This is a genomic window from Pseudomonas sp. NPDC096917 (assembly GCF_044762555.1).
GTDB lineage: Bacteria > Pseudomonadota > Gammaproteobacteria > Pseudomonadales > Pseudomonadaceae > Aquipseudomonas.
Genome location: NZ_JBIWEO010000018.1, coordinates 36,991 through 62,447, shown reverse-complemented (window position 1 = coordinate 62,447; position 25,457 = coordinate 36,991). Strand labels below are relative to the sequence as shown.

Genomic DNA, 25,457 nt, shown 5'->3' with positions numbered 1-25,457 from the left:
AGAAAGCAGAGTGAATCCTCTCGATATCGAATACGTTCGCAAGCAATTTCCCGGTCTGGCCGAGGGTTATGTCTACATGGATAACGCCGGTGGTTCGATGGTGCTGGGCTGCGTGGCAGAGCGGGTTTGTGACTACCTGCTCAATAACAGCGTGCAACTGGGCGCTTCATACCGACCTTCCGTTATCGCTGGCGAGCGAGTGATGCAGGCGCGTCACTCGGTCATGCAACTGATCAACGCCGGGCATCCCGAAGAAGTGGTCATGGGCGGCTCGACCACCCACTTGTTACAAATTCTGTGTCGAGCTATCGCGCCGTCAATCGGCCCGGGCGATGAAATCATCGTCACCCATTGCGATCACGAGGCCAACATCGGCCCCTGGGTCAAACTGTGCGAAAGCCGTGGGGCGACCTTGCGAGTGTGGCAGGTCAATCTCGACAGTTGTGAGCTGGAACTGGATGACCTGCAGGTCTTGCTCAATGACAACACCCGTTATGTGGCCATGACCCACGCCTCGAATATTCTTGGCTCGATCAATCCGGTGGCCGAGGTTGCGCGACGTGTCCATGCGGTGGGTGCAAAGCTATGTGTTGACGCGGTCGCTTATGCGCCACACCGCCTGGTGGATGTTCAAGCGAGCGGTGCCGATTTCTACGTCTATAGCTTCTATAAAACCTTCGGTCCGCACTTTGCCGTGCTCTGGGGTCGCCGCGATCTGTTGCTGGAGTTGCCGAGCCTTAACCACTATTTCATCGGCCAGGACGTGCTGCCATACAAATTACAGCCGGGCAACGTCAACTACGAGTTGTCATTCGGTTGCATTGGCATCACCGACTACTTGCTCGACATCAGCAGCCGGCTTGGCGCGCAAGGGAGTGAGCGCAAGCGCATGCAGGCAGCGTTCGATGCCTTCGAGGTGCAGGAAGACCTGCTTGCCGAGCGCTTGCTGGCATTTTTGCGCCAGCGCGAGGGTGTTCGGATCATTGGCAAAGCACATACCCACAATCGTGTGCCCACCATCAGCTTCGTGGTCGAGGGCGTTCAGTCAGAGGCCGTTGTGCGCATGGTCGATGAGCACCGGATCGGCATTCGTTTTGGTGACTTCTATGCGCGGCGACTTATCAAAGCGCTTGGGCTGGATCAGTTTGGCGGGGTGGTGCGAGTGTCGTTGGCGCATTACAACACGCTGGAAGAAGTCGACCGCCTCATTACAGCACTGGATCAAGCAATCAATGCGTTGCGCTGACAGGCTTACGCACTTCTCATCTCACGAGCCCTCATTATGGCCTTACCTGAAACGCTTGCAGAGCTGCGTGACTGTATCGCAGCCCAGCACGACCAACTGACCGGTCGTTTACGCGATGCTGCCCGGTTCCTGATCGACAACCCACATGAGATCGCACTGAGCACGGTAGCCGAACTGGGTAAGCGCTCGGGTATTGCGCCAGCCGCTTACATTCGACTGGCTCAGGCCCTTGGCTTTGCAGGTTTCAAGGATTTGCAGCGGCTGTTCCGTGCACCGTTGCAACAGGCTGCCGACACCCACAGCGAACGTATTCGGCACTATGGCGGCGAGACATTACTGGAGGACCCGAGCGATGTCGGTGGGATTCTGCGAGAGTTCAGCCAGGCCAATATCGTTTCTCTGGAACACCTGGCCGAAGGCGGCCAACAAGCCAATATAGAAGCCGCCATCGCCCACCTGGAAGTCGCCCGTACTACCTTCGTTATCGGCATGCGACGTGCCTTTCCGGTGGCGGCGTATCTGAGCTATGCGTTGAGTCGCGTGGGCCGGCGAACCGTGCAGATCAGCGGGGCCGGTGGCACTTTGCCGGAGCAGGTCAGCGCCATCGCCGATGATGATTTGTTGATAGCCGTCAGCTTTCCACCGTACGCCCATGACACTGTTGAGGCTTGTCGTCAGGCACGGGAAGCAGGCGTGACGCTGGTAGCGATCACTGACAGCGTTCTGAGCCCTATCGGACAGATGGCCGATACGGTCATTGAGGTCAACGACGCCGAATTGCTGGGTTTTCGCTCGTTAACCGCTTCGTTCTGTATTGCCCAAACCCTGGCCATGGGGCTGGCCTTCAGTAAGTGGCAATCGGACAGCACCTTTAGCCATGACCGGCTGAAAGATATCGACTGCTAAGTCGCGACTTTCGCCTTGTATTTATGTCATCAGTCACTTCAGGAGAAAATCCCGATGGTTTCACCTGCACGCGATTTAGTGGGTTACGGTAGACAGCGCCCGCAAGGCACCTGGCCGAATGGCGCACGTTTGGCCATCAGCCTGGTGATCAACTACGAGGAAGGTTCCGAACGCTCCCTCTCCATGGGCGACCCGGACCAGGAGTCAATGACCGAATGGGGCAGCTATTGCATACCCGACGGCACACGCAATCTGGCGATGGAATCCATGTACGAGTACGGCTCGCGCGTGGGGATCTGGCGAATTCTGGATATTCTGGATCAGCAATCAGTTCGTGCGACGTTCCATGCTTGCGCAGTGGCCTTTGAGCAGAACCCTGATGTTGCACGCGCAGCCGTCGAAGGGGGGCATGAAATTTGCAGCCACGGTTATCGCTGGGAGGAAGTGTTTCGCCTGACTGAAGAGCAGGAGCGTGAACATATGCGCCTGGCGATCGAATCATTCGAACGCACCTGCGGCAAGCGTCCCGTTGGCTGGTATTGCCGGTATGGCGCCAGCGTCAACACCCGTCGCCTGGTCGCTGAGGAAGGCGGTTTTCTCTACGATTCCGATGCCTACAACGACGATGTTCCCTACTTTGTCGAGGTTGAGGGTAAGCGTCACCTCGTGGTGCCTTACACCGCCGACGTTAACGACTTCCGCTACTGGAACTCTCCGGGGCTGTCACAGGCATCGGACTTTTTCGAGTACATGAAAGAAAGCTTTGAGGTCCTTTACGAGGAGTCCGCTCAAGGACCCCGCATGATGTCGATTGGTCTGCACCCACGCATGGTGGGCCGTCCAGGGCGCGTTAGGGCGATCAAGCAATTCATCGAGTATGCCAAGCAACACAGCGGAATCTGGTTTGCTACGCGAGAAGAAATTGCCCGTGCCTGGCTTGAGCGAACGTGATTGCGCGGCAATTACGCCAGAAAAAATGAGGAGATGGTTAAACAAGCCGGTATCAAACACCGTCACCACAGAGGACGGGACATGTTAGAAACCACGGGCGTACCCACGCACCGCTTCACGGGCTGCGGCCGGTGACTTCTGGAAGAGACCTGATATGCAACCTTTTGATACGGTGATTCGCAACGCCCGCGTGGTAACCGCCACGGACACATTCACCAGTGATATCGGTATTCGTGATGGGCGCATCGTCTGCCTTGGCCTGGACCTCCCCCAAGGTCAGGAGGAAATCGACGCGGCAGGCCGGCATGTCACACCCGGTGGCATCGACAGCCACGTCCACCTCGATCAGCCGACTGGCGACGGTTCGGTGATGGCCGATGACTTCTTCAGCGGCACGGTCTCGGCGGCCTGCGGCGGCACTACCACCGTCATCCCGTTCGCCTGCCAGCAGAAGGGCAAAAGCCTGCGCTCTGCCGTCGATGACTACCATCGTCGGGCGGGTAACAAGCCGGTGATCGATTATGCCTTTCACCTGATCGTCACCGACCCCACCCCACAGGTGCTGCGTGACGAACTGCCGGCCTTGATCGCGGAAGGCTATACATCTTTCAAGATCTACATGACCTACGATGCGCTGAAGCTGGGCGACCGGGAAATCCTCGAGACGTTGTCGGTCGCGCGCCGCGAGGGAGCCATGGTCATGCTCCACGCCGAGAACAGCGATTGCATCGCCTGGCTTACCGAGCGACTACTGGCGGCCGGGCTGTCTTCACCGCGCTACCACGCCGCGTCGCGGCCAATGCTGGTGGAGCGAGAAGCGACCCATCGCGCCATCGCCCTTGCTGAACTGGTGGATGTGCCGATCCTGATCGTGCACGTTTCGGGTCGCGAGGCCGTGGAGCAGATTCGCTGGGCCCAGAGCCAAGGGTTGAAGGTGTATGCAGAAACCTGCCCGCAGTACCTGTTCCTGACCGCCGACTCGCTAGGCTGTGACGACAGCTTCGAAGGTGCCAAGTGCATCTGCAGCCCGCCGCCGCGCGATGCCGCAAACCAGCAGGTGATCTGGGATGGCCTGGAGAACGGCTCGTTCGCGATTTTCTCGTCAGACCACGCCCCCTTTCGCTTTGATGGCCCGAGCGGCAAAAAAGCCTACGGTGAAGGGGTGGCGTTTGACCAGATTGCCAACGGCATTCCCGGTGTCGAAACCCGAATGGCACTGCTCTGGTCCGAAGGCGTGCGCAGTGGGCGCATGACTGCGCAAAGCTTTGTTGCACTGACCTCCACTAATGCTGCCAAGCTGTATGGGCTGTATCCGCGCAAGGGCAGCATCGCTATTGGTGCTGATGCCGACCTGGTGATCTGGAACGAAGGTGAGTCGGTGCACCTATGCAACGAAATGCTGCACCACAACGTGGATTACACGCCTTACGCTGGGATGACGCTGAGCGCCTGGCCAGCCATGACCCTGTCTCGCGGCGAGGTAGTCTGGGACGGCGAGCCACGCGGTGAAGCGGGTCGCGGCCGGTTTCTACCGTGCGAGCGCCCTGCGCCCGCGCAATGGCGCCGACGCAAGACTGAGCTGGCAGTGTGAGAGCGAGGCACAGGGAGCTGCCCTCCTGATTCGTGTTCGGCGTGAGGGGTCGTCAGCAGCCATTGCCACCCTTGGTGCGGGTTAGCGAAGCCAAAGCCTATGCATTGCCTGTAATCGCCGCGGGTCACGACCAAGAGCCGCTTGCCCCCAACCCAACCACTGAGGAGGCGAGCATCTCGCCTACCAGACGATTGCGCAAAATCACCTTGTAAACACCTCTGTCGATGGCACCCAGCTTCAGCCTGCCTTCAGCGCATCTGCATCGATTCACTCAGCAACGATCATTGCCTCATCCCTGTCGCCTGAATGTCTAGAGCCCAAGCTAGTCGCTATTTGCTGTTGGCTGCTGCGCCCGGCGCTGGACTGCAGGTTGAGAACGTCAACCAAGCTGCACCCTTACGTGCCGGATACGGTGGTGTCCGCGTATTCGAATATCTCAGAGCGTTGCACACCTTTTAGGCAAAATGCCTAACCAAATCGCAGGCACAAAAAAGCCGGTAGACCCTAAGGTGCGTACCGGCTGTTTTGATGTTGCATATGGTGGGTCGTGTGGGATTCGAACCTACGACCAATTGGTTAAAAGCCAACTGCTCTACCAACTGAGCTAACGACCCGCTTCGTTGTGGTGCGTATAATACTGATTTTTAACGAGAATTCAACACCTTGTTAAAAATAAATCTGAAATAAATCAAAAGTAACGTGTTGGGTCCGAAATTCCGGCGGCTTGAAAGCCTTCTGCACGCAGACGGCAGCTATCACATTTGCCACATGCACGGCCTTGAGCGTCGGCTTGATAGCAGGATACGGTCAGCGAGTAATCCACACCCAGCTTCATGCCAGCCTGGACGATTTGCGCCTTACTCATGTTTTGCAAAGGCGCTTTGATGCGCACGCCCTGCCCCTCTACCCCGGCCTTGGTCGCCAGATTGGCCATGACTTCGAACGCTTCTACGAACTCAGGGCGACAGTCCGGATAACCCGAGTAATCCACTGCATTGACGCCGATGAAGATGTCACGTGCTTGCAGCACTTCTGCCCAGCCTAATGCCAACGACAGGAATACAGTGTTGCGCGCAGGTACGTAGGTCACCGGAATGCCTTCACTCGGCGCTTCGGGAACGTCGATAGAACTGTCGGTCAGCGCTGAGCCCCCCATGCCGTCCAGGTTCAAGCCTATGACTTTGTGCTCAATCGCGCCCAGATCACGAGCCACACGTGCAGCGGCGTCAAGTTCAGCGCGATGACGCTGGCCGTAATCAAAGCTCATGGTGTAGCAGCTGTAGCCTTCAGCGCGGGCCATGGCCACGACTGTGGCTGAGTCAAGGCCGCCAGACAGCAGGATGACGGCTCTTTTTTCAGTGACAACACTGCGTTCAGTCATATCAGCGCCCCGGCTCGTCATTCCAAAGATATTTATGCAGCTGCATCTGCAAGCGCACAGGCAGGTTGTCAGCCACGATCCAGTCGGCAAGATCACGGGCCGGCAGGTCGTGATGGCTCGGTGAAAACAAGACTTCGCCCGCGCGATGCTCCAAACCGTACTCAATCAACTTGGACACGGCCCAGTCGTAGTCTTCACGTGAGCAGATCACAAATTTCACTTGGTCATTTGGGGTCAGCAAAGCAATGTTTTCATAGAGATTACGATGGGACTCTTTGGAGCCTGGTGTTTTCAGGTCGAGTACACGACTGACTCGCGGGTCGACCGCAGAAATATCCAGTGCACCACTGGTCTCGATCGACACTTCGTAACCTGCGTCGCAAAGCTCTTTGAGCAATGGAATGGCATTGGGCTGTGCCAGCGGCTCGCCACCCGTCACGCACACGTAACGTGGGCGAAAATCAGCCACTTGCTGAAGAATGCTGTCGAGGGGGCGCACAGTGCCGCCACTAAAAGCGTAGGCACTGTCGCAATACTGGCAGCGCAGAGGGCAGCCGGTCAGGCGCACAAAAACGGTGGGCAGGCCAGCCGTGCGCGTTTCACCCTGTAAAGAGTAAAAAACTTCGGTAATTCTCAATGTGTCTTGCATATCCGCCACGGGCGTAACAGCTAAACAGGCTGTCCGCCTCCGTCAGGCACTCCAAAGAATCTGCCTACACAGGACTCAGAAGAGCGTATTTCATAAAAGGGCGTGGATTCTAACGAAAAAACCCGCGACAAGCGCGGGTTTCTCGATGAAAGCATCGTATGGCTTACATGCGCTGCAAATCGCGCTGTGCCAACTGCGCCGCCGACGTGCCAGGATACTGAGCAACAACTTGCTGCAGGATGCCCTTGACCTTGTCGGTGTGGCCCAGACGACGTTCTACATCAGCCAGCTTGTAGAGCGAATCCGGCACTTTGGCGTGCTTGGGATACAGCTGACTCACTTTGGCAAAGGCCTGACCTGCGGCTTGCAGATCGCCTTTGGCCAGATTCACCTCACCCAGCCAGTATTGGGCATTGCCTGCATATTGGCTGTTTGGGTATTTGCGCAGAAAGGCGGTAAACGCCTGACTGGCCTTGTCGAAATCCTTGGCCTTGATCAGGTCGAAAGCAGCATCGTAGTAGAGCTTTTCTTTCGCAGGATCACCCGGTTCCGAACTGGCAACAGCCTGAGGTGCAGGCGCTGCTGTATTACCGGCGGCAGGAGCACCACCAGCAGCAGAATTATCAGGAGCGGCAGCAGGAGCAATGCCAGCACCAATACGCCGATCAAGTTCCTGGTATCGCTCCAGGCTTTCTTGTTTCATGCGTGAAATATCATTTTGCAAAACTTCGATCACGCCCTGTTGGCGCGCAATCTGGTCCTGCATTTGTTGCAGCTGGTTGAACAGCTCGCCCTGTGCCGAGACAGGGGCCGAAACCCCTCCCCCGGCATAGGCGCCGCTCGCACCATAACCCGGTGACGGATAACTCCCCCCGCTATTGTTATAGCCAGAGTTGTCATCGACCACAGGAACCGCAGCCCATACCGCTAGCGGCATGAGGCTGAGAGCCAGAATAGTTACAGCACGGCGGCACGTTCGCATGACGAATTACTTACGCAGTTCGACGCGACGGTTTTGAGCCCACGACTGCTCGTCGTTGCCAGTAGCGATTGGACGCTCTTTACCGTAGGACACCAGCTCCAGCTGTGCTGGAGAAACACCTTGCAGTACCAGGTAGCGTTGAACGGCTTTCGCACGACGCTCGCCCAGTGCCATGTTGTACTCACGAGTACCACGGGCGTCAGTGTTACCTTCCAGAACAACGCGAGCGCCGTTAGCTTTCAGGTCTTTAGCGTGAACGTCCAGAGCGCGCATTGCTTCTGGTTTCAGGTCCGAAGAATCATATTCGAAGTAGAAAACAGTGATAGCACGCAGAGCAGCTTCTTCGCTCAGCGAACCATCAACAGCGCCAGTGTTTGCGCCGTAACCAGCGTTTGGATCAACAGCAGCGCCTTCACCGGCATTGTCGCCGCCTTTAGACGAGCAACCTACAGCTACAGCCATGGCCAGTGCCAGCGCAGCGAATTTACCAAACTTCAGCATTTCCATCGTAAAACTCCTAATGAACCCCAAGTGTTATGTGCAACGTACAGCTATCACCACGTCAGTTCAGGTAAGGGGACCAGGAAGGTTCTCTGACTTCGCCTTGAGCGGTAGGAAGAGGGAGCCTTACGCGTCCATTGATAGACACGAGCATCAAGACTCCCCGGCCCTGCTGGCGGGTGGCGTAGATTACCATGGTGCCGTTGGGCGCAACAGTAGCTGACTCATCTAGGTTGGTATCTGTGAGTATTTTCACGCTTCCACGCTGCAAATCTTGCGCTGCAACGCGGAAATTAGTGAAACCATCCTGACGATGAATCATTACCAGGGTCTTTTCGTCAGCCGAAAGCTTCGGACTGGCGTTGTAGTTCCCGATAAATGTCACGCGTTCGGCGTTACCGCCACCGACTGTGGTTTTGTAAATCTGTGGCTTGCCGCCACGGTCAGAGGTGAAATAGATGGTATTGCCATCTTTACCCCAGAACGGTTCGGTATCGATTGCCGGGTTATTGGTAACGCGGGTCAGACCACGCGAAGCCAAATCCATCACGTAGATTTCGGCGTTACCGTCTTTCGACAATACGAATGCCAATCTTGAACCATCGGGTGACCAGGCTGGCGCACCGTTCAGGCCCTCAAAGTTGGTGATCTGCTCACGACGACCGGTATCAATGTTCTGAACAAAGATGCGCGGACGTCTTTGCTCGAACGATACATAAGCGATGCGCTTGCCATCTGGAGCGAAGCGCGGCGACAGGATCGGCTCACGCGATTGCAACAGAGTGACTGCACGGGCGCCATCATAGTCCGAACGCTGCAGGGTGTAGCGAGTATTTGTTGCGCTGGCACGCTCCGCGGTTACATAGAGCAGACGAGTCGAAAATGCACCTTTAATACCTGTCAGTTTTTCAAATGACTGGTCAGAGATGTAGTGCGCCATGTCCCGCAGTTGCTCAGCAGTGCCCGACACGCTGCCGGTCAGCACAGGCTGCTCGGTGGCGACGTTGAACAAGGCATATTGCACCTGCAGGCGACCGCCCGCCGGCACGATATTACCCACCATCACGTACTGCGCGCCCAAGGCTTTCCAGTCACGGAAAATAACTTCACTGGCCTGGGTAGGCTGGCTGATCATGTTCTGTTTAGGAATGGGCGCGTAATAACCTGAATTACGCAGGTCGTTACCAATGATTTCAGCCATATCGTCAGGCAGGACGGTACCGCCCTGCCAGCCGAACGGCACTACGGCAATGGGCGTTGCCCGGTCGCTACCACTGGTGACCAGAATGTTCTTTTCATCTGCCACTGCCATCCCTGCCAAGCAGCAGACGACGACTAGCAGTCCTCGAAAAAAGTTAATCACAAGGCTAGATCCTCAGGTGTGAATGTCATCTTGAACGATCGATAAGGATTAAAATCGCTAGGCTTCATGCCCTGCATTTCCGTTAAACGGCCAATGTTCTTGACCGCGGCCACAGCCGAGCTATCAAACGGCCCATCACCACTGGACTTGGCTACCGTCACTGACGTTACCGTACCATCCGGCAACATGCCGATTTGCAACACCACTGTCATGTTCTTGCGAGCGGAAGGCGGACGAGCCCATCCTTCTGCTGCCCGGGCACGAATAAGGTCATCAAAACTGCCGGCGACCTCATCACCCTGCTCATCTGCCAAGGCTTGTTGCCGTTGTGGCGTGTCAGAAAGCAAATCTGCCAAGGCCTGAGCCTTTTTCTCTTCAGTCGATTTACGCGCTGCTTCTACTGCCTTTTTCTTGGCAGCATCGGCAGCCGCTTTTTTCTTCGCATCCTCAGCGGCTTTCTTCTTCGCCTCGTCAGCTACAGCCTGCTTCTTGGCATCCTCGGCGGCTTTCTTTTTCGCATCTTCAACAATCTTTTTCTTGGCTTCTTCAGCGGCCTTTTTCTTCGCCTCTTCTTCAGCGGCTTTCTTGGCCTCTTCCTCAGATTTTTTCTTGGCTATATCAGCCAGCTTTTTCTCTTCGGCCTTTTTAGCTTCCGTGGCTTTCTTGGCATCGTCGGCTTTCTTGGCTTCATCAGCCTTCTTCGCCTCGTCTGCCTTTTTAGCTTCGCTCGCCTTGGCTTCGTCAGCCTTCTTGGCCTGCGCTGCCTTTTCGGCAGCTTCTTCTTTCTTTTGTTCCGCAGCTTTTACGGCTTCCTGCTCAACCTTCTTTTGTTCCATCTGTTCGACTTCGGTCTGACGTGCGGCAGATTTCTTTGCCTCACCCGCAATCTTTTGATTGGTCTGGGTCGTTGCCTGACTTTTTGACTTCAACTGATACAAAGTAGCTTGAACAATCGGTTTTGAAGGCGGCAGTTCAGGCGTCATGGCAAAGCTGGCGAAGAGCATGCCAAAAATCAGGATGTGCAGCCCTACCGCCCAAACTGTAGGCCAAAAATAATTTTCAGAGGCGGACGGCTCCCGCTGTTCGCGCATCAGGGAGCCTCGGTAATCAAGCCAACGTTACCGACCCCGGCTTTCTGCAAGCCACCCATAGCACCCATTACCGCGCCGTAATCCACGGTTTTATCGCCGCGAATGAAGACCTGGGTGTGCTTGCCCCCCTCATTGCCTGCGCGAATGATTTTAGTCACGGCGTCAGTCATCTGAGGCAAGGTCATCGCCTTGTCCATCTGCTTTTCGGTGTCGACTTCACTGCCAAGGTTCCAGAAATAGGTCTTGTCAGCCTTGATCGAAATAGTCAGAACCTGAGTGTTGTTGTCTTGCGGCAAAGCCTCGCTGGAGACTTTGGGCAAATCAACCTTCACACCCTGATTGAGCATCGGTGCGGTCACCATGAAAATGACCAGCAGTACCAGCATCACGTCGATGTATGGCACCACGTTCATCTCGGCAACCGGCTTGCGCTTCTTGCGAGCTCGAGCGATTAAAGCCATTGGAAATTACCTGCTTATTCTTCGCTGGTGTGCACTTTACGGTGCAGGATCGCCTGGAACTCGTCGGCGAAGGTGTAGTAGCGGCTGATCAAGGTTTCACTACGTGCAGCAAAACGGTTGTAGGCAATTACCGCAGGGATAGCCGCAAACAGACCAATAGCCGTTGCAACCAGAGCTTCGGCAATACCCGGGGCAACAGTCGCCAAAGTGGCTTGCTGCGCAGTCGCCAGACCACGGAAAGAGTTCATGATGCCCCATACAGTACCGAACAGACCGATGTACGGGCTGACAGAACCTACGGTTGCCAGGAACGGCAGGCTTTGCTCAAGTTTTTCCTCTTCACGAGAAATCGCTACGCGCATGGCACGTGCAACGCCTTCCATGACCGCTTCCGGGTCAACGCCCGGCTGCTGACGCAGGCGCGAGAACTCCTTGAAACCCGCACGGAAAATTTGCTCCACTCCGGAATCCGGATCCGGGTTACTGCCGGCCTGACGATACAGCTTCGACAAGTCGATACCCGACCAGAAACGCTCCTCAAAGCTATCGAGGGCACGTCGACCGGCGCGCAGCATGGTGCTGCGCTGAAAAATCATGATCCACGAGGTAACCGATGCGGCCAGCAGGATCAACATTACCAACTGCACAACAATGCTGGCATTGCTGACCAAGCTCCACATGGAGGAATGGTCGACGACGTTAGCTTCCACGCTTTATCTCCTGCTCTAAATGTTTACCCGCGCCGCTCACGTCGGCAAAGGCCGTACGTAAAGCTTCGGGAATGGCCCGGGGTTTAAAACTATCGGCGCGCACACAGGCCACCAAAAATTGCCCTTCGCAGAGCAATGTTGCATCCGCAGCCCGCCAGACCTGCTGCTTGAAACGCAGGCTGGCACGGTTGAGTTCTATTACTTGTGCGCTTATCAACAGTTCGTCGTCCAGTCGCGCCGGTGCGTGGTAGCGCGCCTCGCTGGAATGCACGACAAATAACAGGTTCTCACCCGCAAGCGCGGATTGGGCAAAGCCCAGCTCCCGCAGCCTTTCGGTTCGAGCCCGCTCCATAAACTTTAGATAATTTACGTAATACACGACGCCACCCGCATCGGTGTCCTCGTAATAAACGCGACAGCGATGTGCGAACGGCTCAAGCCTGTTTTGCGCGCGCATACTCTAGTGCTTACTCCTCAGGTTGCCAATCCGCCAAACCACTGTTTTTCACGCTTCTTAGACTTTAATACCCAAGATTTTCAGCGCCAGCCCTTGAGACAGCAAAAACCTTAAAAAAATCGGCCGCAGACGGCTGGTTAATCGTCAACAGCGTTCAAAAATTCGTCCGCTACCGGCATATCGCCCAAGCGTGAAGGAATATTCAGACCAAAGTGTAAGTACGCATGTCGGGTCACGACTCTACCCCGTGGCGTACGCATGATGTACCCCTGCTGAATCAAATACGGCTCAAGCACATCTTCAATGGTGTGACGCTCTTCGCTGATAGCTGCGGCAAGACTGTCGACTCCCACCGGTCCGCCATCGAACTTCTCGATCATGGTCAGCAGCAAACGCCGGTCTTGATGATCAAAACCGTGCTCATCGACGTCCAGCAGGTTCAGCGCAAGGTCCGCCACCGGCTTGGTGATATGACCCTTGGCCCGCACTTCGGCAAAATCGCGCACCCGACGCAGCAGACGGTTGGCGATTCGTGGCGTTCCACGCGCACGCCGGGCGATTTCATAAGCCCCTTCTGGATCAAGCGGCAAACCGAAGATACCGGCTGAGCGACTGACAATCGTTGCCAAGTCATCGGTACTATAAAACTCCAGACGCTGAACAATCCCGAAACGATCACGCAATGGGTTGGTCAGCATCCCGGCACGGGTCGTTGCACCCACCAAGGTAAACGGCGGCAGATCAAGCTTGATCGAACGAGCGGCAGGCCCTTCACCAATCATGATGTCGAGCTGGAAGTCTTCCATTGCCGGGTACAACACCTCCTCCACAATCGGCGAAAGTCGATGAATTTCATCGATAAACAACACGTCATGAGGTTCAAGGTTGGTCAACAACGCCGCCAGATCGCCCGGCCGCTCTAGCACAGGCCCCGACGTACTTTTGATCGACACACCCATTTCCTGGGCAATGATGTTGGCCAGCGTAGTCTTGCCCAAGCCGGGCGGGCCAAAAATCAGCGTGTGATCCAGCGATTCCGAACGCCCGCGAGCTGCCTGGATAAACAGCTCCATTTGCTCGCGCACGGTAGGCTGACCAATGTAGTCCGCCAGGCTCAGAGGACGGATAGCACGATCCTGAACCTCTTCCCGGTCACGCCCACTGGAGGCGGTTATCAAACGATCAGCTTCAATCACTTAAATCATTCCCTTAAGGGCACGGCGAATCATATCTTCACTGCTCAACGTTTTATCCTTGATGGCTGACACCGCCTTGCTCGCTTCCTGCGGCTTGTAGCCCAGCGATATCAAAGCGCTGACGGCATCACTTTCTGCACTCGCCACCTGCACCGGCGCATCAGGCTGGTTAGGCACCAACGCGAACATGCTCGGCACTTGCTCCCAGGCCTTGAAGCGATCTTTGAGCTCGACCAGGAGACGCTCCGCAGTCTTTTTGCCGACGCCCGGCACCTTGGTCAAAGCAGAGGTGTCCTGAGCCTGCACGCAACGCACCAGCTCATCAACTTCCAAACTGGACATTAATGCCAGCGCCAGCTTGGGGCCTACACCATTAAGGCGAATCAGCTCACGAAAAAAGTCCCGCTCACGCTTGCTACTGAAACCATAGAGCAACTGAGCATCTTCGCGAACCACCAAATGCGTGTGCAAGGTCAGCGGCTCGCCAATCGAAGGCAAACGATAGAGCGTGGTCATGGGCACTTCGAGCTCGTAACCCAAGCCATTTACATCAAGAATCAGGTGCGGCGGCTGTTTTTCAACCAGAGTCCCGCGCAAGCGTCCAATCACGTTTCAGATCCTTTCTCTGGCCAGATCAATGGCTGACAAGTAGAACGACAAAGCCGCATCATGTGCAGATACAACGGTGTCAGCATGTTTAATCAGGTTAAAGCCGCAAACGCCCACCGCGGCTGCGCGCCGCCCCCAAGCCATGGGGCAACAGGCTTGAGCGAGTGTGCGCATGGCACAAAGCAATCGCCAGCGCATCGGAAGCATCGATTTGCGGCTTGGTCGTCAGCTTGAGCAAATGCATAACCATCATCATCACCTGCTCTTTATTGGCCCCACCAGTGCCCGCCACTGCCTGCTTGACCTGGGTCGCAGAGTATTCAGCGATCTCCAGGCTTTCTTCAGCACCCGCCACAATGGCCGCACCCCTGGCCTGCCCCAGCTTTAATGCCGAATCGGCATTACGGGCCATAAACACCTTTTCGATACCCATTGTCACCGGGCCGTAGGTCTGAATAACCTCCCGCACCCCGCGATAGACGATCTGCAAACGCTCATGCAGCTCGCCACTACCTGTACGAATACAACCAGAAGCCACATACACACAACCACGCCCAGTGTCTCGCACTACGCCATAACCAGTGATTCGCGAACCTGGGTCGATACCAAGAATAAGAGTCATAACGCCTGCAGCTTATGAAGTGACGCCCACCGGCACATACCCGGACAGCTTAAAGGCAGAAGCCGGAGGTGCACAGCGCCGCGATCATCGCGACGTTGCACCTCCGGCCTCCAGGATAGGCAGCAAGTATCAGGCTAGCTGTTCCAGCACCGCATCAGGGATTTCAGCGTTGGAGTAGACGTTTTGCACGTCATCGAGGTCTTCAAGCATGTCGATAAGCTTAAGCACCTTTTCAGCGTCTTCCAGATCCAACTCGGCACTGGTGGTCGGCAGCATCACGATTTCTGCATCTGCCGGAGCAAAACCGGCATCTTCGAGAGCATTGCGAACCGCGTAAAAGCTCGAGAACGAGGTAAAGACATCGATTGAGCCATCTTCATTGGTGACCACGTCGTCGGCGTCAGCCTCCATCGCAGCTTCCATCAAGGCATCTTCATCAACGCCCGACGCATAGGAAATTTGCCCTTTGCGCTCGAACAGATAAGCCACAGAACCATCCGTGCCCAGGTTGCCGCCGCATTTGCTGAAGGCGTGGCGCACCGCAGCCGCCGTACGGTTACGGTTGTCGGTCATGCATTCAACCATGACTGCAACGCCACCCGGGCCGTAGCCTTCGTAGCTCAACTCGACCATATCGTCGGTATCTGCCGCTCCTGCACCGCGAGCAACCGCACGATCAATGATGTCGCGACTCATGTTCGCACCCAGCGCCTTGTCCAGCGCCAGACGCAGACGCGGGTTCGAACCTGGATCGCCGCCACCCTGACGGGCTGCGACGGTCAGCTCACGAATCCACTTGGTGAAAATCTTGCCTTTTTTGGCATCCTGACGCTCTTTGCGGTGCTTGATGTTCGCCCACTTAGAATGACCTGCCATAACCCACTCCGAATCCTTATGAAACCTTGCCGGCCCGAGCACCTGGCACAGACCCACAATTAAAATTCTTAACACAATGACAAAGGCGCATCCGAAGATGCGCCTTTGAAGGTCAGACTTACTCTGCCTTAGGCTGTTCGCGCAAACGAATATGCAGTTCGCGCAATGCTTTGCCGTCAACCACGCCTGGAGCCTGGGTCATCACACACGCAGCACTCTGGGTTTTTGGGAAGGCAATCACTTCACGAATCGACTGCGCGCCCGTCATCAGCATGACCAGACGGTCCAGACCGAAGGCCAGACCACCGTGCGGCGGTGCACCGTACTTCAGGGCGTCGAGCAGGAAGCCGAACTTCTCTTCTTGCTCAGCCTCATTGATACCCAACAGACGGAACACAGCTTGCTGCATTTCCTTGCGGTGGATACGGATCGATCCGCCACCCAGCTCAGTGCCGTTCAACACCATGTCGTATGCGCGGGACAGAGCGGTAGCCGGGCTGGCTTCCAACTCTTCTGGCGAGCATTTTGGGGCGGTGAACGGGTGGTGCAAGGCGCTGAAGCTGCCGTCGTCGTTCTCTTCGAACATAGGGAAGTCGACAACCCACATCGGAGCCCATTCGCACGTCAGCAAGTCAAGATCGTTACCGACCTTGATCCGCAACGCACCCAGCGCCTCGCTAACGATCTTGGCCTTGTCTGCGCCGAAGAACACGATATCGCCGTCAACAGCACCAACGCGATCCAGGATCACATTGAGGTTCGCTTCCGGAATGTTTTTAACGATCGGCGATTGCAGACCCTCAACACCCTTGGCGCGCTCATTGACCTTGATGTACGCCAGGCCTTTGGCACCGTAGATGCTGACAAATTTGGTGTAATCGTCGATCTGCTTGCGCGGCATGCTCGCGGCACCCGGTACACGCAGGGCGGCAATACGGCATTTCGGATCATTGGCCGGGCCGCTGAACACTTTGAATTCGACATCTTTAAGCTGGTCGGCAACGTCAACCAGTTCCAGCGGGTTACGCAGGTCTGGCTTGTCGGAGCCGTAACGGCGCATGGCCTCTTCCCAGGTCATGTGCGGGAACTCGCCGAACTCCAGATCCAGCACTTCCTTGAACAGGTTGCGGATCATGTTTTCGGTGATGCCCATGATCTCGGTTTCGTTCATGAAGCTGGTTTCGATGTCGATCTGAGTGAACTCAGGCTGACGGTCGGCACGCAGGTCTTCGTCACGGAAGCACTTGGCGATCTGGTAATAGCGGTCGAAACCGGCAACCATCAGCAACTGCTTGAACAGTTGCGGCGACTGCGGCAAGGCAAAGAACGAGCCTGCGTGGGTACGGCTTGGCACCAGGTAGTCACGTGCACCCTCAGGGGTGGCACGGGTCAGGATTGGTGTTTCGACATCCAGGAAGCCATTCTCGTCGAGGAAGCGACGGATGCTGGTGGTCATGCGCGAACGCAGACGCAGCTTCTCGAGCATTTCTGGACGACGCAGGTCAATAAAGCGATAACGCAGGCGGGTTTCTTCGCCAACGTCAGAGAATTCGTTAAGCGGGAACGGAGGAGTCTCTGCTTCGTTCAGGACTTCCAGTTCGTAACCCAGCACTTCGATCATGCCCGACGCCATGTTGGCGTTGCCAGCACCGGCCGGACGCAGGCGTACCTTACCGGTCACCTTGACAACATATTCACTGCGCACACGGTCGGCAGCAGCAAAGGTTTCAGCACGATCAGGATCGAACACAACCTGGGCCAGACCATCACGATCACGGATATCGAGGAAAATCACCCCACCGTGGTCACGGCGACGGTGAACCCATCCGCAAAGGGTAATTTCCTGGCCGTCCAGGCTTTCGTTCAGTTGGCCGCAATAATGGCTGCGCATCATGGTAGTGGTTTCACTTCTCGTAATTCGAAAATCGGTGGAGGTCTTGCGCACCGTCGGTGCTGATAACTCTGCAAGAGCCCGCTTGTGTTCAGACTGCTTTCGCTCAACCTCAGTCGGACTTGTCGCCGCCTGCCAGATTCTTTTTCGAACCTGTCTTGAAGTCTGTTTCATACCAGCCTGTGCCGCTAAGGCGAAAGCCTGGCATGGACAGCATTTTCTTCAGCTCAGGTGCCTGGCAGGCAGGACAATCAACCAGTGGCGAATCACTGATCTTTTGAATGGCTTCCAGTTGATGACCACAGGAAGCACATTGGTAATCGTACATGGGCATGGGCGCGTCTCGACAATCCGTTAGCGGCAACCCTTGAGGGGCCACACAGCAAAGCGCGAGATTATATCTGGTAAATCGAGCCAGTGCAGCCGCATGAGCAGCCATAACCCCCCAAAGAAGCCCTGAATTTTAAAAGATTGCAACCCTGCGAACACCCGACTACAGCTCGATACGGTGCCTTTAACCTACGAATAACTGCTTGGAAGCCACGCTGCGTGAAGCCCGCCCCGCTTTCAGCAGGTGCATCACACAGACAACCCGGATGAGACCACTGAAATTTTTCACACCGCCATGTCGCAAGTGAATCTCTCTGTCGATGTACGACAGCAATGCATTAATTGAACAATCATTGCCCCGTGAAATATCAGACAGCACATCCCAATACACCTCTTCCAGCCGCAAACACGTTGCAAAGCCATTCAACCTGACAGACTTCGACAGCGGTTGTGCCAACCCTATACCAAAATCAAGAACAACAGGATCAATCCTGGCTCTTTGCAATAATCGCCCCCCAATAGTTTCCTGCCGGGTTAATCGACTCATATTCAAAATTCCTCATTACAACGCCATTAAGATCAATTAATATTTTTTCCAAAACACACCTCATAAAACATTATGTAAAACTTCTAATCCAGCAGACTTAACCCTCAACTCTGTAGGAGCGCTCTCAGTACGAGAGCTGAATATGAGCACTGGCACCTTGGCGCAAAGCCCATAAGTTATGGCCCTCTCAGCGCCTCTCCGCCTGGAAATAAAAATCTCGCCAAGGGCAAAAGATGCCACCCAAGCCACATAGAAACATCTCACAGCCCAACGCTAAAAAATACCACCCAACATAAAGAAACGCCGACCGCCCCCTCTTTCAACGAAAAATACACAGCCGAAGATTTCTATACCAAGCTAAAAATCACACAGTCACTTTTACAACCTTGAAAAACATCACAACAAATCAATACCGCACTTGCATGATTAAAAACCCAACAAGAAAAACAAGACAAAAGAACCTCATACATGCATCTCTCAGCGATACACCCAGTCATCCATACTGGGCTCAATGCTTAACAAAAAAAACGACCAACGGTCACGATTGCACTCAGCACACGATGACAAGCACCATCAACTGCGCACTTAGCAGCCTTGAGAAATAGCCTAAAAGCCTCTAGAACAAGACTTTCAAAAAAAACACGCATTATTTGGACCGACTCCAGCACTCACACCAATAGCCCCCTCAATACACTTAATTTGAGAAGGCCCAAGCTTTGCTGTTAAATAGGCAGCGTGCCGCCTTCGCCAAGCCACTGGCGACGGCGCATAGGCTGATACCTCGCACGTGTCCAGCGCCTCCATTTTTTTCAGAAGCGAACCGTGCGAAATCAGCTCTTCCTTGCGATCCGTCTTTCCGTCTTAACGTGAGTTAATAGAAATGTTGAAAATCGTTCACCTACTAACGGGCGCAGCTGCTTTGCTGCTGTCCTTCATTCCCAGCCTGCAATCCGACGCTGCCCCTTACCTCCTCCACGCCGATGCTCTTTACCTGGCTTTTCTTGGCCTGCTCAACCTGACACTGGCTCCTGTCATTCCATTCTGGAATAAAGGCCCACGCCATCAACTGCAAAATCTGGTAAGCGCTTTACTGGTGCTTTCTGTTGTTCTACAAACGCTCACTCTGTTTGGCTTGCTGCTGCCAATCGGCGGCCAACCCGCGATCCTGATAAGCCTGGTGCCTGCTGTACTTGCGGTGTTGTTGCATCTGGTTGTCAGCTTCTACAAATCATCACCTTCTTCGTCGGCTTCACAAAGCTACGACATGACCAACCGCGATACAGGCACCGTCAAGTGGTTCAACACCTCCAAGGGTTTCGGCTTTATCTCCCGTGATTCCGGCGATGATATTTTTGTCCACTTTCGCGCCATTCGTGGCGAAGGCCACCGCGTACTGGTGGAAGGACAACGTGTTGAGTTCTCGGTGATGAACCGCGACAAAGGCCTTCAAGCTGAAGATGTGATCGCAGCGCTCCCGCGCCGCTAATTTCAGCCTGAAAAAAACCGCGAGCAGCCTGGCTGCGTCGCGGTTTTTTTATGGCCTACCAAAAAGACTCAGTAGTGCGGCGGCGGGGCTTGCTCTTCAAATGACTCAAACTGACCACCCATTTCTTCCTGACGCTTGAGCAGGGCCGCCATCTGCAATTGCAGTCGGTCCACCGCGTTCTGCTGGGAGACCAGCACATCATTCAATGCCTGAATGGTGTCATCCTGAAAAGCCAGACGACTTTCCAGATCCATTATCCGCGCTTCGAGCGTCACAGTTCGTCCTCCCCAAAAGTGAAGCCAGCACCCAGCACGGCTTTGAGCCTGTCCCGAATAGCCTGCACCTCAGCCTGACTGTAAGGTTTGGCAGGATGCTTGCCCCAGACCGGACCGGGCCACGCCACGTCAGCCTGATAACGAACAATCACATGCATGTGTAGCTGACTGACCACATTCCCCAGCGTGGCAACGTTCATTTTGTCAGCGCCAAAGAGCGCTTTCAGCACCTGAGCCAACACAGTGGTTTCACGCCACATCAACTGTTGCTCATCGTCATTCAATTGGAACAGCTCGCTGATACCCTCGCGCCGCGGCACCAGAATAAACCAGGGATAATTCGAGTCATTGGAAAGCAGCAAACGGCACAAAGGGAAATCCCCTATCAGCCAGGTATCATCTTGAAGGCGTGGATCCAAAGCGAACACGGAGTACTCTCCTGTTTAACGGAAATTTTCAGCTCAACACAGCGCCTGATGAGCCCCATCAGCCATTGAGCCGCATGGACGCAGGATACCCTTGATTGATGCGCACATCACGCCAGCAACCACAGCTCCTTCTCTGAGTGCAGCCGCCGGCATTCGCGTAGCACCCGCCAAACACCCAGCCAGCAGCCCACGAACCCCGACGCACCAAAACAGCACAGGATGTATGGTTTTAGTGCACCTAAACGTCACCTGCTACCCCAGCCAGTGTGAACCGGTAACGCTTTGTGCGTCTTTTTTCCGTAAGCGCTGCTCTTCGACCCAAAAAATTCGACAGCCAGCGCAAGTCAACTACCGTTTTACCCGCGCAGCACAAGGGGTTTTGGCCCAAAACCGGCCAGATAAATTTTATTTTAGCTGCGACCACGGTTTGAGCATGCTTGTTGCATTAAGTACCTACAGAGTGGCTAAGGGCGTAGCGGGGTGCTGCGGCCTTACTATAGATAACAATAGCTAAGCTGCAGGACAGGGGCGTTTTCAATACGTAGTACAGACGTCTTTTTGCGGCGTCAGTTATTGAAACAATAGGGAAAACATGCGAAATGCCGCACACAGCTACGCCTTTGCGACATGTAGAGTGCGTTCTGCGACATGGCTGTAAAGAAGCTGAAAGCTTGTGCGAGCAAGTATCGCCAATATTGCCGGCGTGATATAAGTTTGCGCCGACACAAAAAGAAAGAGCCGCCCAGATAATAATTCAGGTGGGACGGCAGTACTCTTCCTAAAACCAAAGGAGCAAATCACGATGCGCGTGATGAAGTGGAGCATGATCGCCCTGGCTGTTTCAGCCGGTACTACTCAGTTCGCAATGGCTTCGTCCCAGGACGATGCCAAAGGTTTCATTGAAGACAGCACGCTGACTTCCAAAACCCGCATGCTGTATATGAATCGCGACTTCAAAAACGGCGAAGGCAACATTCGCAAGCCAGATGGTGGCTTCAAAAGCGGTTATCGTGAAGATTGGGGCCTGAGCGAGTTGCTGAACTACAGCTCTGGCTTCACTCAAGGCACTATTGGTGTGGGTGTTGATGCATTCGCCATGGGTACTGTGCGTCTGGACGGCGGCGCTGGTCGTCAAGGCAACGGCCTGTTCGCTTCCAAGAGCAACGGTTCTCCGGAAGACACTCAATCCAAAGCGGGCGGCGCGGTTAAGTTCCGCTTGTCGGACACCGTTCTGAAGTACGGCAACCAATTTGTTGCCAGCCCGGTTTTCTCTACCGATGACAGCCGTTTGCTGCCTGAAGTGGCTACCGGTACTTTGATCACCTCCCACGAGATCAAAGGCCTGGAGCTGAGCGCTGGTCGCTTCACAGCTCTCAGCTCACAGACTGGCATGTACCATGACAGCATGCACTTGCCAGCCGCCAACATTGCCGGGGCAACCTATCAGTTCACCGATAATTTCGTCGGCGGCCTGGCAGCATCGGACGTTGATGATTACTTCAAGAAGCAATACATCAACCTGAACTACACGTTCCCGATCAATGATGCTCAAGCGCTGAACTTCGATTTCAACGGCTACAGAACCTCGAGCCAAGGCCAGGAACTGGCGGGCAACGCTGACAACAAAATCTGGAGCTTGGCAGCCGCCTACAGCATCGGCGCTCACAAATTCACCCTGGCTCACCAGCGCTCCACCGGTGACAGCGGTTACGTCTACGGCGTAGATGGCGGCGGCACCATTTTCCTTGCCAACTCCGTGCAGTACTCCGACTTTAACGGCAAAGATGAACGCTCGTGGCAGGCTCGCTACGACCTGAACATGGCAAGCTATGGCGTACCCGGCCTGAGCTTCATGGCTCGTTACGTGACAGGCGACAACATCAGCACCGACACTGGCGAAGGCAAAGAACACGAGTTCAACTTCGAAAGCAAATACGTGATGCAAGAAGGCCCGGCCAAAGACCTGTCCTTCCGCCTGCGTAGCGCGGTCTACCGCAACACTAGTAACTACCAACTTGCCAGCGGTAACACCGACAACAACGACGTTCGTATCATCGTTGAATACCCACTGAACATCTTGTAATTGCAGCCTCAGGGCAGCCTTTACAAACACGTTGTTTAGTCAGAACCACGCACCTGCTAAAGGTGCGTGGTTTTTTATTGCCCGCAATAAATGCTTTATGTATAGCAAGCTAACTAACCAACTAAAAAAACAAATGCAAGTAATTATCACTTGCCTCGCCGAACTTTACGCTTCATCACTAATAACCTGTGACTCAAGGCACAGAAACAATTAAAGAGGCCTACGCCTCTTTAATTGTGTGTTCATGCCTCTTTAATAGCAGGCTATCAAATTAACACTTACTGCGCAGACACTTCCTGAACGACCCGAATGACTCGCTGCGGAAAAGGAATATCAACACCTTCTGCTTTTAAACGGTCACGGGCATGCTCGTTAAACATGAACAAGACATCCCAGTAGTCAGGAGTATTAACCCAAACACGCAGCGACATGGTAATTGCACTGTCGCCCAGCGTAGTCACGACCACGACCGGGGCAGGCTCTCTCAAGACGCGAGGATCATCGGCCAGCGCCAGCAAAACCTCACGCACCTTTTGCAAATCTGCCTCGTAATCCACACCCACATCAAACACCACCTTGCGCGTCGGTTGACGGTTGTAGTTGGTGATGATGCCGTTGGACAGATTGCCGTTAGGCACGATAACGGTTTTGTTGTCGCCGGTACGAAGCACAGTATGGAAGATCTGAATGCTGTCGACAGTCCCGCTCACGCTTTGCGCTTCGATCCAGTCACCGATCTTGAACGGACGGAAAAGCAGAATCAGCACGCCACCCGCGAAGTTGGCAAGGCTACCTTGCAAGGCCAGGCCAATGGCCAGACCCGCCGCACCGATGGCTGCCACGAATGAGGTGGTCTGGATCCCGATCATTGACGCGACACTGACAACCAACAGTACCTTGAGAATGATATTGACCAGGCTGCTGATAAAACCTTGCAGTGCCAGGTCGGCCTTTCTCAAGGCCAGCAATTGGCCCAGCTTCACCGTCAACCGGTTAATCAACCACCAGCCGATAGCCAGCGTCACAAGCGCAAGCAGCACACGACTGCCGTATTCCATGATCATTGGAATCCAGGCCTGCGAGGTCTTGATCAATTGATCAACTTCAGCGTTCAAATCCATTTATCTCTCCTAACGACAACGTCATTTATTCTGCAAAAACGATGAAACAAGCCTAGCAGCTCAATCGTTTACGCAATGCCCAGAAAAATCGGACGTCGATGATCGCCACAGGTTCCCCGGGCGGTAATCAGTCGCGGAAGTTGTTGAACTGCAGCGGCAAATCAAAGCTTTTGGCGCGCAACGCAGCAATCGCTTCCTGCAGATCATCACGCTTCTTGCCGGTGATGCGAACCTGCTCGCCCTGAATGGCGGCTTGAACTTTGAGCTTGGCTTCCTTGACGTGAGCAACGATTTTCTTCGCCAGCTCTTTATCAATGCCTTCCTTGAGCACGACTTCCTGCTTCATCAACTTGCCCGACGCGTATGCATCCTTGATCTCAAGGCACTGCGCGTCGATCTTGCGTTTGACCAGAGCCAGCTTCAGGATCTCAATCATGGCTTCGAGCTGAAAATCCGCCTCTGCGGTCATGTTCACCGTGAGGTCTTTTTCTTTGAACTCAAAACTGCCTTTGCCCTTGAGGTCATAACGGCGGTCCAACTCCTTGACGGCGTTCTCGACTGCGTTGGTGACTTCATGTTTGTCCAGTTCGGATACCACGTCGAACGACGGCATGTAATTTCTCCACTTAATAAAGGGCGCGCACAACACAGATGGAGCGCGCCTGGCCTGACAGTTAAAATGCGCGGGCATTATAGCGATTCTTCGACTTCATTCACTTGCGAGCACACATGCCCCACTCGAACGGCGGACAAACCTCCACACGCTGGCACATTCTCGGCGCTGGCAGCATGGGCACCCTGTGGGCCGCACGGCTCGCAAGAGCGGGCTTGCCTGTGACCCTGATACTGCGTAATCAAGTGCGCCTGCACGCCTATGAAGCCGCACGAGGTCTAACTCTAGTTGAAGGCGAACAATCACAACACTTAAACGTCACGGCACAGTTGCCTGAGGCCGATGAGCCAATACAGCGCTTGCTGGTCACCTGCAAGGCTTATGACGCCGAGCAAGCCGTCGCGCACGTTGCCCACCGACTCAGTCCCGAGGCCGACGTGATCCTGTTGCAGAACGGCCTCGGCAGTCAGCAAGCCGTCGCGGCACGGGTGCCACACGCGCGCTGCATTTTTGCCTCCAGCACTGAGGGCGCATTTCGTGATGGCGACTGGCGCGTGGTATTTGCAGGACGTGGCCACACCTGGCTGGGCGACATCCATGCAGGTGAGGCCCCGCACTGGCTCGAAGAATTGCAACGCAGCGGCATTGCCCACGAATGGAGTCCAAATATCCTCGCCCGCCTGTGGCGCAAGCTGGCCCTGAACTGCGCGATCAACCCACTGACCGTTCTGCACAACTGCCGAAATGGTGATTTACAAGCGTACAGCGATGAGGTCAGTACCTTGTGCGCTGAACTCTGCACCCTTCTAGAACAGTGCGGTCAGCCCGAAGCGGCCGTCGATTTGACGGCTGAAGTCAATCGCGTCATCCACGCCACGGCCAGCAACTACTCCTCCATGAATCAAGATGTCACTCAAGGCCGGCGCACCGAAATCAGTTACCTGCTGGGCTATGCCTGCAAAGCCGCTCGACAGCAACAGTTCGCTGTGCCGCACTTACAGGCATTGCATCTACAGCTTACCGAACACCTGAAGCAGCATGGATTGCCCTGCAACTGAGGCCCGCGCTACCCTGCGGGCTCGTTCTTCTTT

27 protein-coding genes and 1 tRNA gene are annotated in these 25,457 nt (G+C 54.9%); 7 read left to right on the top strand and 21 right to left on the bottom strand.

Going from position 1 to position 25,457, the window contains the following annotated elements:
* The first annotated feature begins 10 nt into the window (after nt 1-10).
* From ACIQYF_RS19440 to hydA, 4 genes are all read left to right on the top strand, one after another.
* On the top strand, nt 11-1,246 hold the full coding sequence (locus ACIQYF_RS19440; RefSeq protein ID WP_402865069.1) for a cysteine desulfurase-like protein: 1,236 nt from the start codon (nt 11-13) through the stop codon (nt 1,244-1,246).
* 36 nt (nt 1,247-1,282) lie between these two features.
* Complete coding sequence (locus tag ACIQYF_RS19435) at nt 1,283-2,152, top strand: MurR/RpiR family transcriptional regulator (RefSeq protein WP_402865067.1); 870 nt, start codon at nt 1,283-1,285, stop codon at nt 2,150-2,152.
* 54 nt (nt 2,153-2,206) lie between these two features.
* Nucleotides 2,207-3,103: an allantoinase PuuE gene (locus ACIQYF_RS19430; protein ID WP_402865065.1), complete on the top strand. Its 897-nt coding sequence runs from the start codon at nt 2,207-2,209 to the stop codon at nt 3,101-3,103.
* A 154-nt stretch (nt 3,104-3,257) separates the two neighbouring features.
* Nucleotides 3,258-4,694, top strand: coding sequence for a dihydropyrimidinase (gene hydA / locus ACIQYF_RS19425; protein ID WP_402865063.1), 1,437 nt, complete (start codon nt 3,258-3,260; stop codon nt 4,692-4,694).
* A 538-nt stretch (nt 4,695-5,232) separates the two neighbouring features.
* On the opposite strand, the gene ACIQYF_RS19420 is transcribed toward hydA, so the two are convergent.
* From ACIQYF_RS19420 to ACIQYF_RS19340, 17 genes are all read right to left on the bottom strand, one after another.
* A tRNA-Lys gene (locus ACIQYF_RS19420) sits at nt 5,233-5,308 on the bottom strand.
* A gap of 74 nt (nt 5,309-5,382) precedes the next feature.
* Entirely contained in the window at nt 5,383-6,075 is a 693-nt protein-coding gene (gene queC / locus ACIQYF_RS19415) for a 7-cyano-7-deazaguanine synthase QueC (protein WP_402865061.1), read from the bottom strand.
* Nucleotide 6,076: 1 nt separating this feature from the next.
* Complete coding sequence (queE, locus tag ACIQYF_RS19410; RefSeq protein WP_402865059.1) at nt 6,077-6,724, bottom strand: 7-carboxy-7-deazaguanine synthase QueE; 648 nt, start codon at nt 6,722-6,724, stop codon at nt 6,077-6,079.
* Nucleotides 6,725-6,887: 163 nt separating this feature from the next.
* Nucleotides 6,888-7,706 (bottom strand): tol-pal system protein YbgF, encoded by an 819-nt coding sequence (gene ybgF / locus ACIQYF_RS19405; protein WP_402865057.1) that lies wholly within the window; start codon nt 7,704-7,706, stop codon nt 6,888-6,890.
* Between the two features lie 6 nt (nt 7,707-7,712).
* Entirely contained in the window at nt 7,713-8,213 is a 501-nt protein-coding gene (gene pal / locus ACIQYF_RS19400; RefSeq protein ID WP_003441254.1) for a peptidoglycan-associated lipoprotein Pal, read from the bottom strand.
* 55 nt (nt 8,214-8,268) lie between these two features.
* A complete protein-coding gene (tolB, locus tag ACIQYF_RS19395; protein ID WP_402865118.1) occupies nt 8,269-9,519 on the bottom strand; it encodes a Tol-Pal system beta propeller repeat protein TolB in 1,251 nt (416 codons plus the stop codon).
* Nucleotides 9,520-9,566: 47 nt separating this feature from the next.
* Nucleotides 9,567-10,661: a cell envelope integrity protein TolA gene (gene tolA, locus ACIQYF_RS19390; protein ID WP_402865054.1), complete on the bottom strand. Its 1,095-nt coding sequence runs from the start codon at nt 10,659-10,661 to the stop codon at nt 9,567-9,569.
* Nucleotides 10,661-11,113 carry a protein TolR gene (gene tolR / locus ACIQYF_RS19385; protein WP_162207799.1) on the bottom strand — a complete coding sequence of 151 codons (453 nt, stop codon included), beginning with the start codon at nt 11,111-11,113 and terminating at the stop codon, nt 10,661-10,663. The genes tolA and tolR overlap by 1 nt, the downstream gene beginning before the upstream one ends.
* Before the next feature lie 23 nt (nt 11,114-11,136).
* Complete coding sequence (gene tolQ / locus ACIQYF_RS19380) at nt 11,137-11,832, bottom strand: protein TolQ (RefSeq protein ID WP_402865052.1); 696 nt, start codon at nt 11,830-11,832, stop codon at nt 11,137-11,139.
* Nucleotides 11,822-12,289, bottom strand: coding sequence for a tol-pal system-associated acyl-CoA thioesterase (gene ybgC, locus ACIQYF_RS19375; RefSeq protein ID WP_402865050.1), 468 nt, complete (start codon nt 12,287-12,289; stop codon nt 11,822-11,824). Before ybgC ends, tolQ begins: the two co-directional genes overlap by 11 nt.
* Nucleotides 12,290-12,426: 137 nt before the next feature.
* Nucleotides 12,427-13,485 carry a Holliday junction branch migration DNA helicase RuvB gene (ruvB, locus tag ACIQYF_RS19370; protein ID WP_402865048.1) on the bottom strand — a complete coding sequence of 353 codons (1,059 nt, stop codon included), beginning with the start codon at nt 13,483-13,485 and terminating at the stop codon, nt 12,427-12,429.
* Nucleotides 13,486-14,094, bottom strand: a complete 609-nt coding sequence (gene ruvA / locus ACIQYF_RS19365; RefSeq protein ID WP_322239813.1) for a Holliday junction branch migration protein RuvA — start codon at nt 14,092-14,094, stop codon at nt 13,486-13,488.
* A gap of 97 nt (nt 14,095-14,191) precedes the next feature.
* Nucleotides 14,192-14,716 (bottom strand): crossover junction endodeoxyribonuclease RuvC, encoded by a 525-nt coding sequence (gene ruvC / locus ACIQYF_RS19360; RefSeq protein WP_003441230.1) that lies wholly within the window; start codon nt 14,714-14,716, stop codon nt 14,192-14,194.
* 129 nt (nt 14,717-14,845) lie between these two features.
* Nucleotides 14,846-15,592 carry a YebC/PmpR family DNA-binding transcriptional regulator gene (locus tag ACIQYF_RS19355; RefSeq protein ID WP_402865044.1) on the bottom strand — a complete coding sequence of 249 codons (747 nt, stop codon included), beginning with the start codon at nt 15,590-15,592 and terminating at the stop codon, nt 14,846-14,848.
* A 118-nt stretch (nt 15,593-15,710) separates the two neighbouring features.
* Nucleotides 15,711-17,486, bottom strand: a complete 1,776-nt coding sequence (aspS, locus tag ACIQYF_RS19350) for an aspartate--tRNA ligase (RefSeq protein ID WP_402865042.1) — start codon at nt 17,484-17,486, stop codon at nt 15,711-15,713.
* 109 nt (nt 17,487-17,595) lie between these two features.
* Nucleotides 17,596-17,817, bottom strand: a complete 222-nt coding sequence (locus ACIQYF_RS19345; RefSeq protein ID WP_003441220.1) for an FmdB family zinc ribbon protein — start codon at nt 17,815-17,817, stop codon at nt 17,596-17,598.
* Between the two features lie 180 nt (nt 17,818-17,997).
* Nucleotides 17,998-18,360, bottom strand: coding sequence for a ribbon-helix-helix domain-containing protein (locus tag ACIQYF_RS19340; RefSeq protein ID WP_402865040.1), 363 nt, complete (start codon nt 18,358-18,360; stop codon nt 17,998-18,000).
* Nucleotides 18,361-19,240: 880 nt separating this feature from the next.
* On the opposite strand from ACIQYF_RS19340, the gene ACIQYF_RS19335 reads away from it, so the two are divergent.
* On the top strand, nt 19,241-19,846 hold the full coding sequence (locus ACIQYF_RS19335) for a cold shock domain-containing protein membrane protein (RefSeq protein ID WP_402865038.1): 606 nt from the start codon (nt 19,241-19,243) through the stop codon (nt 19,844-19,846).
* Nucleotides 19,847-19,914: 68 nt separating this feature from the next.
* On the opposite strand, the gene ACIQYF_RS19330 is transcribed toward ACIQYF_RS19335, so the two are convergent.
* Both ACIQYF_RS19330 and ACIQYF_RS19325 read right to left on the bottom strand, forming a co-directional pair.
* Nucleotides 19,915-20,121: a SlyX family protein gene (locus ACIQYF_RS19330; RefSeq protein WP_402865036.1), complete on the bottom strand. Its 207-nt coding sequence runs from the start codon at nt 20,119-20,121 to the stop codon at nt 19,915-19,917.
* Entirely contained in the window at nt 20,118-20,549 is a 432-nt protein-coding gene (locus ACIQYF_RS19325; protein WP_402865034.1) for an HIT family protein, read from the bottom strand. Before ACIQYF_RS19325 ends, ACIQYF_RS19330 begins: the two co-directional genes overlap by 4 nt.
* An 802-nt stretch (nt 20,550-21,351) precedes the next feature.
* Between ACIQYF_RS19325 and ACIQYF_RS19320 the strand changes: the two genes are divergently transcribed.
* Nucleotides 21,352-22,632 (top strand): OprD family porin, encoded by a 1,281-nt coding sequence (locus ACIQYF_RS19320; RefSeq protein ID WP_402865032.1) that lies wholly within the window; start codon nt 21,352-21,354, stop codon nt 22,630-22,632.
* 278 nt (nt 22,633-22,910) lie between these two features.
* Here the strand turns inward: ACIQYF_RS19320 and ACIQYF_RS19315 are convergent, their stop codons facing one another.
* Complete coding sequence (locus ACIQYF_RS19315; protein WP_402865030.1) at nt 22,911-23,753, bottom strand: mechanosensitive ion channel family protein; 843 nt, start codon at nt 23,751-23,753, stop codon at nt 22,911-22,913.
* A gap of 127 nt (nt 23,754-23,880) precedes the next feature.
* A complete protein-coding gene (locus ACIQYF_RS19310) occupies nt 23,881-24,366 on the bottom strand; it encodes a YajQ family cyclic di-GMP-binding protein (RefSeq protein ID WP_402865028.1) in 486 nt (161 codons plus the stop codon).
* Between the two features lie 116 nt (nt 24,367-24,482).
* Between ACIQYF_RS19310 and ACIQYF_RS19305 the strand changes: the two genes are divergently transcribed.
* The gene (locus ACIQYF_RS19305) at nt 24,483-25,424 is read left to right on the top strand and encodes a putative 2-dehydropantoate 2-reductase (protein WP_402865026.1); all 942 of its coding nucleotides are present in this window, start codon (nt 24,483-24,485) and stop codon (nt 25,422-25,424) included.
* The last annotated feature ends 33 nt before the right edge of the window (nt 25,425-25,457 follow it).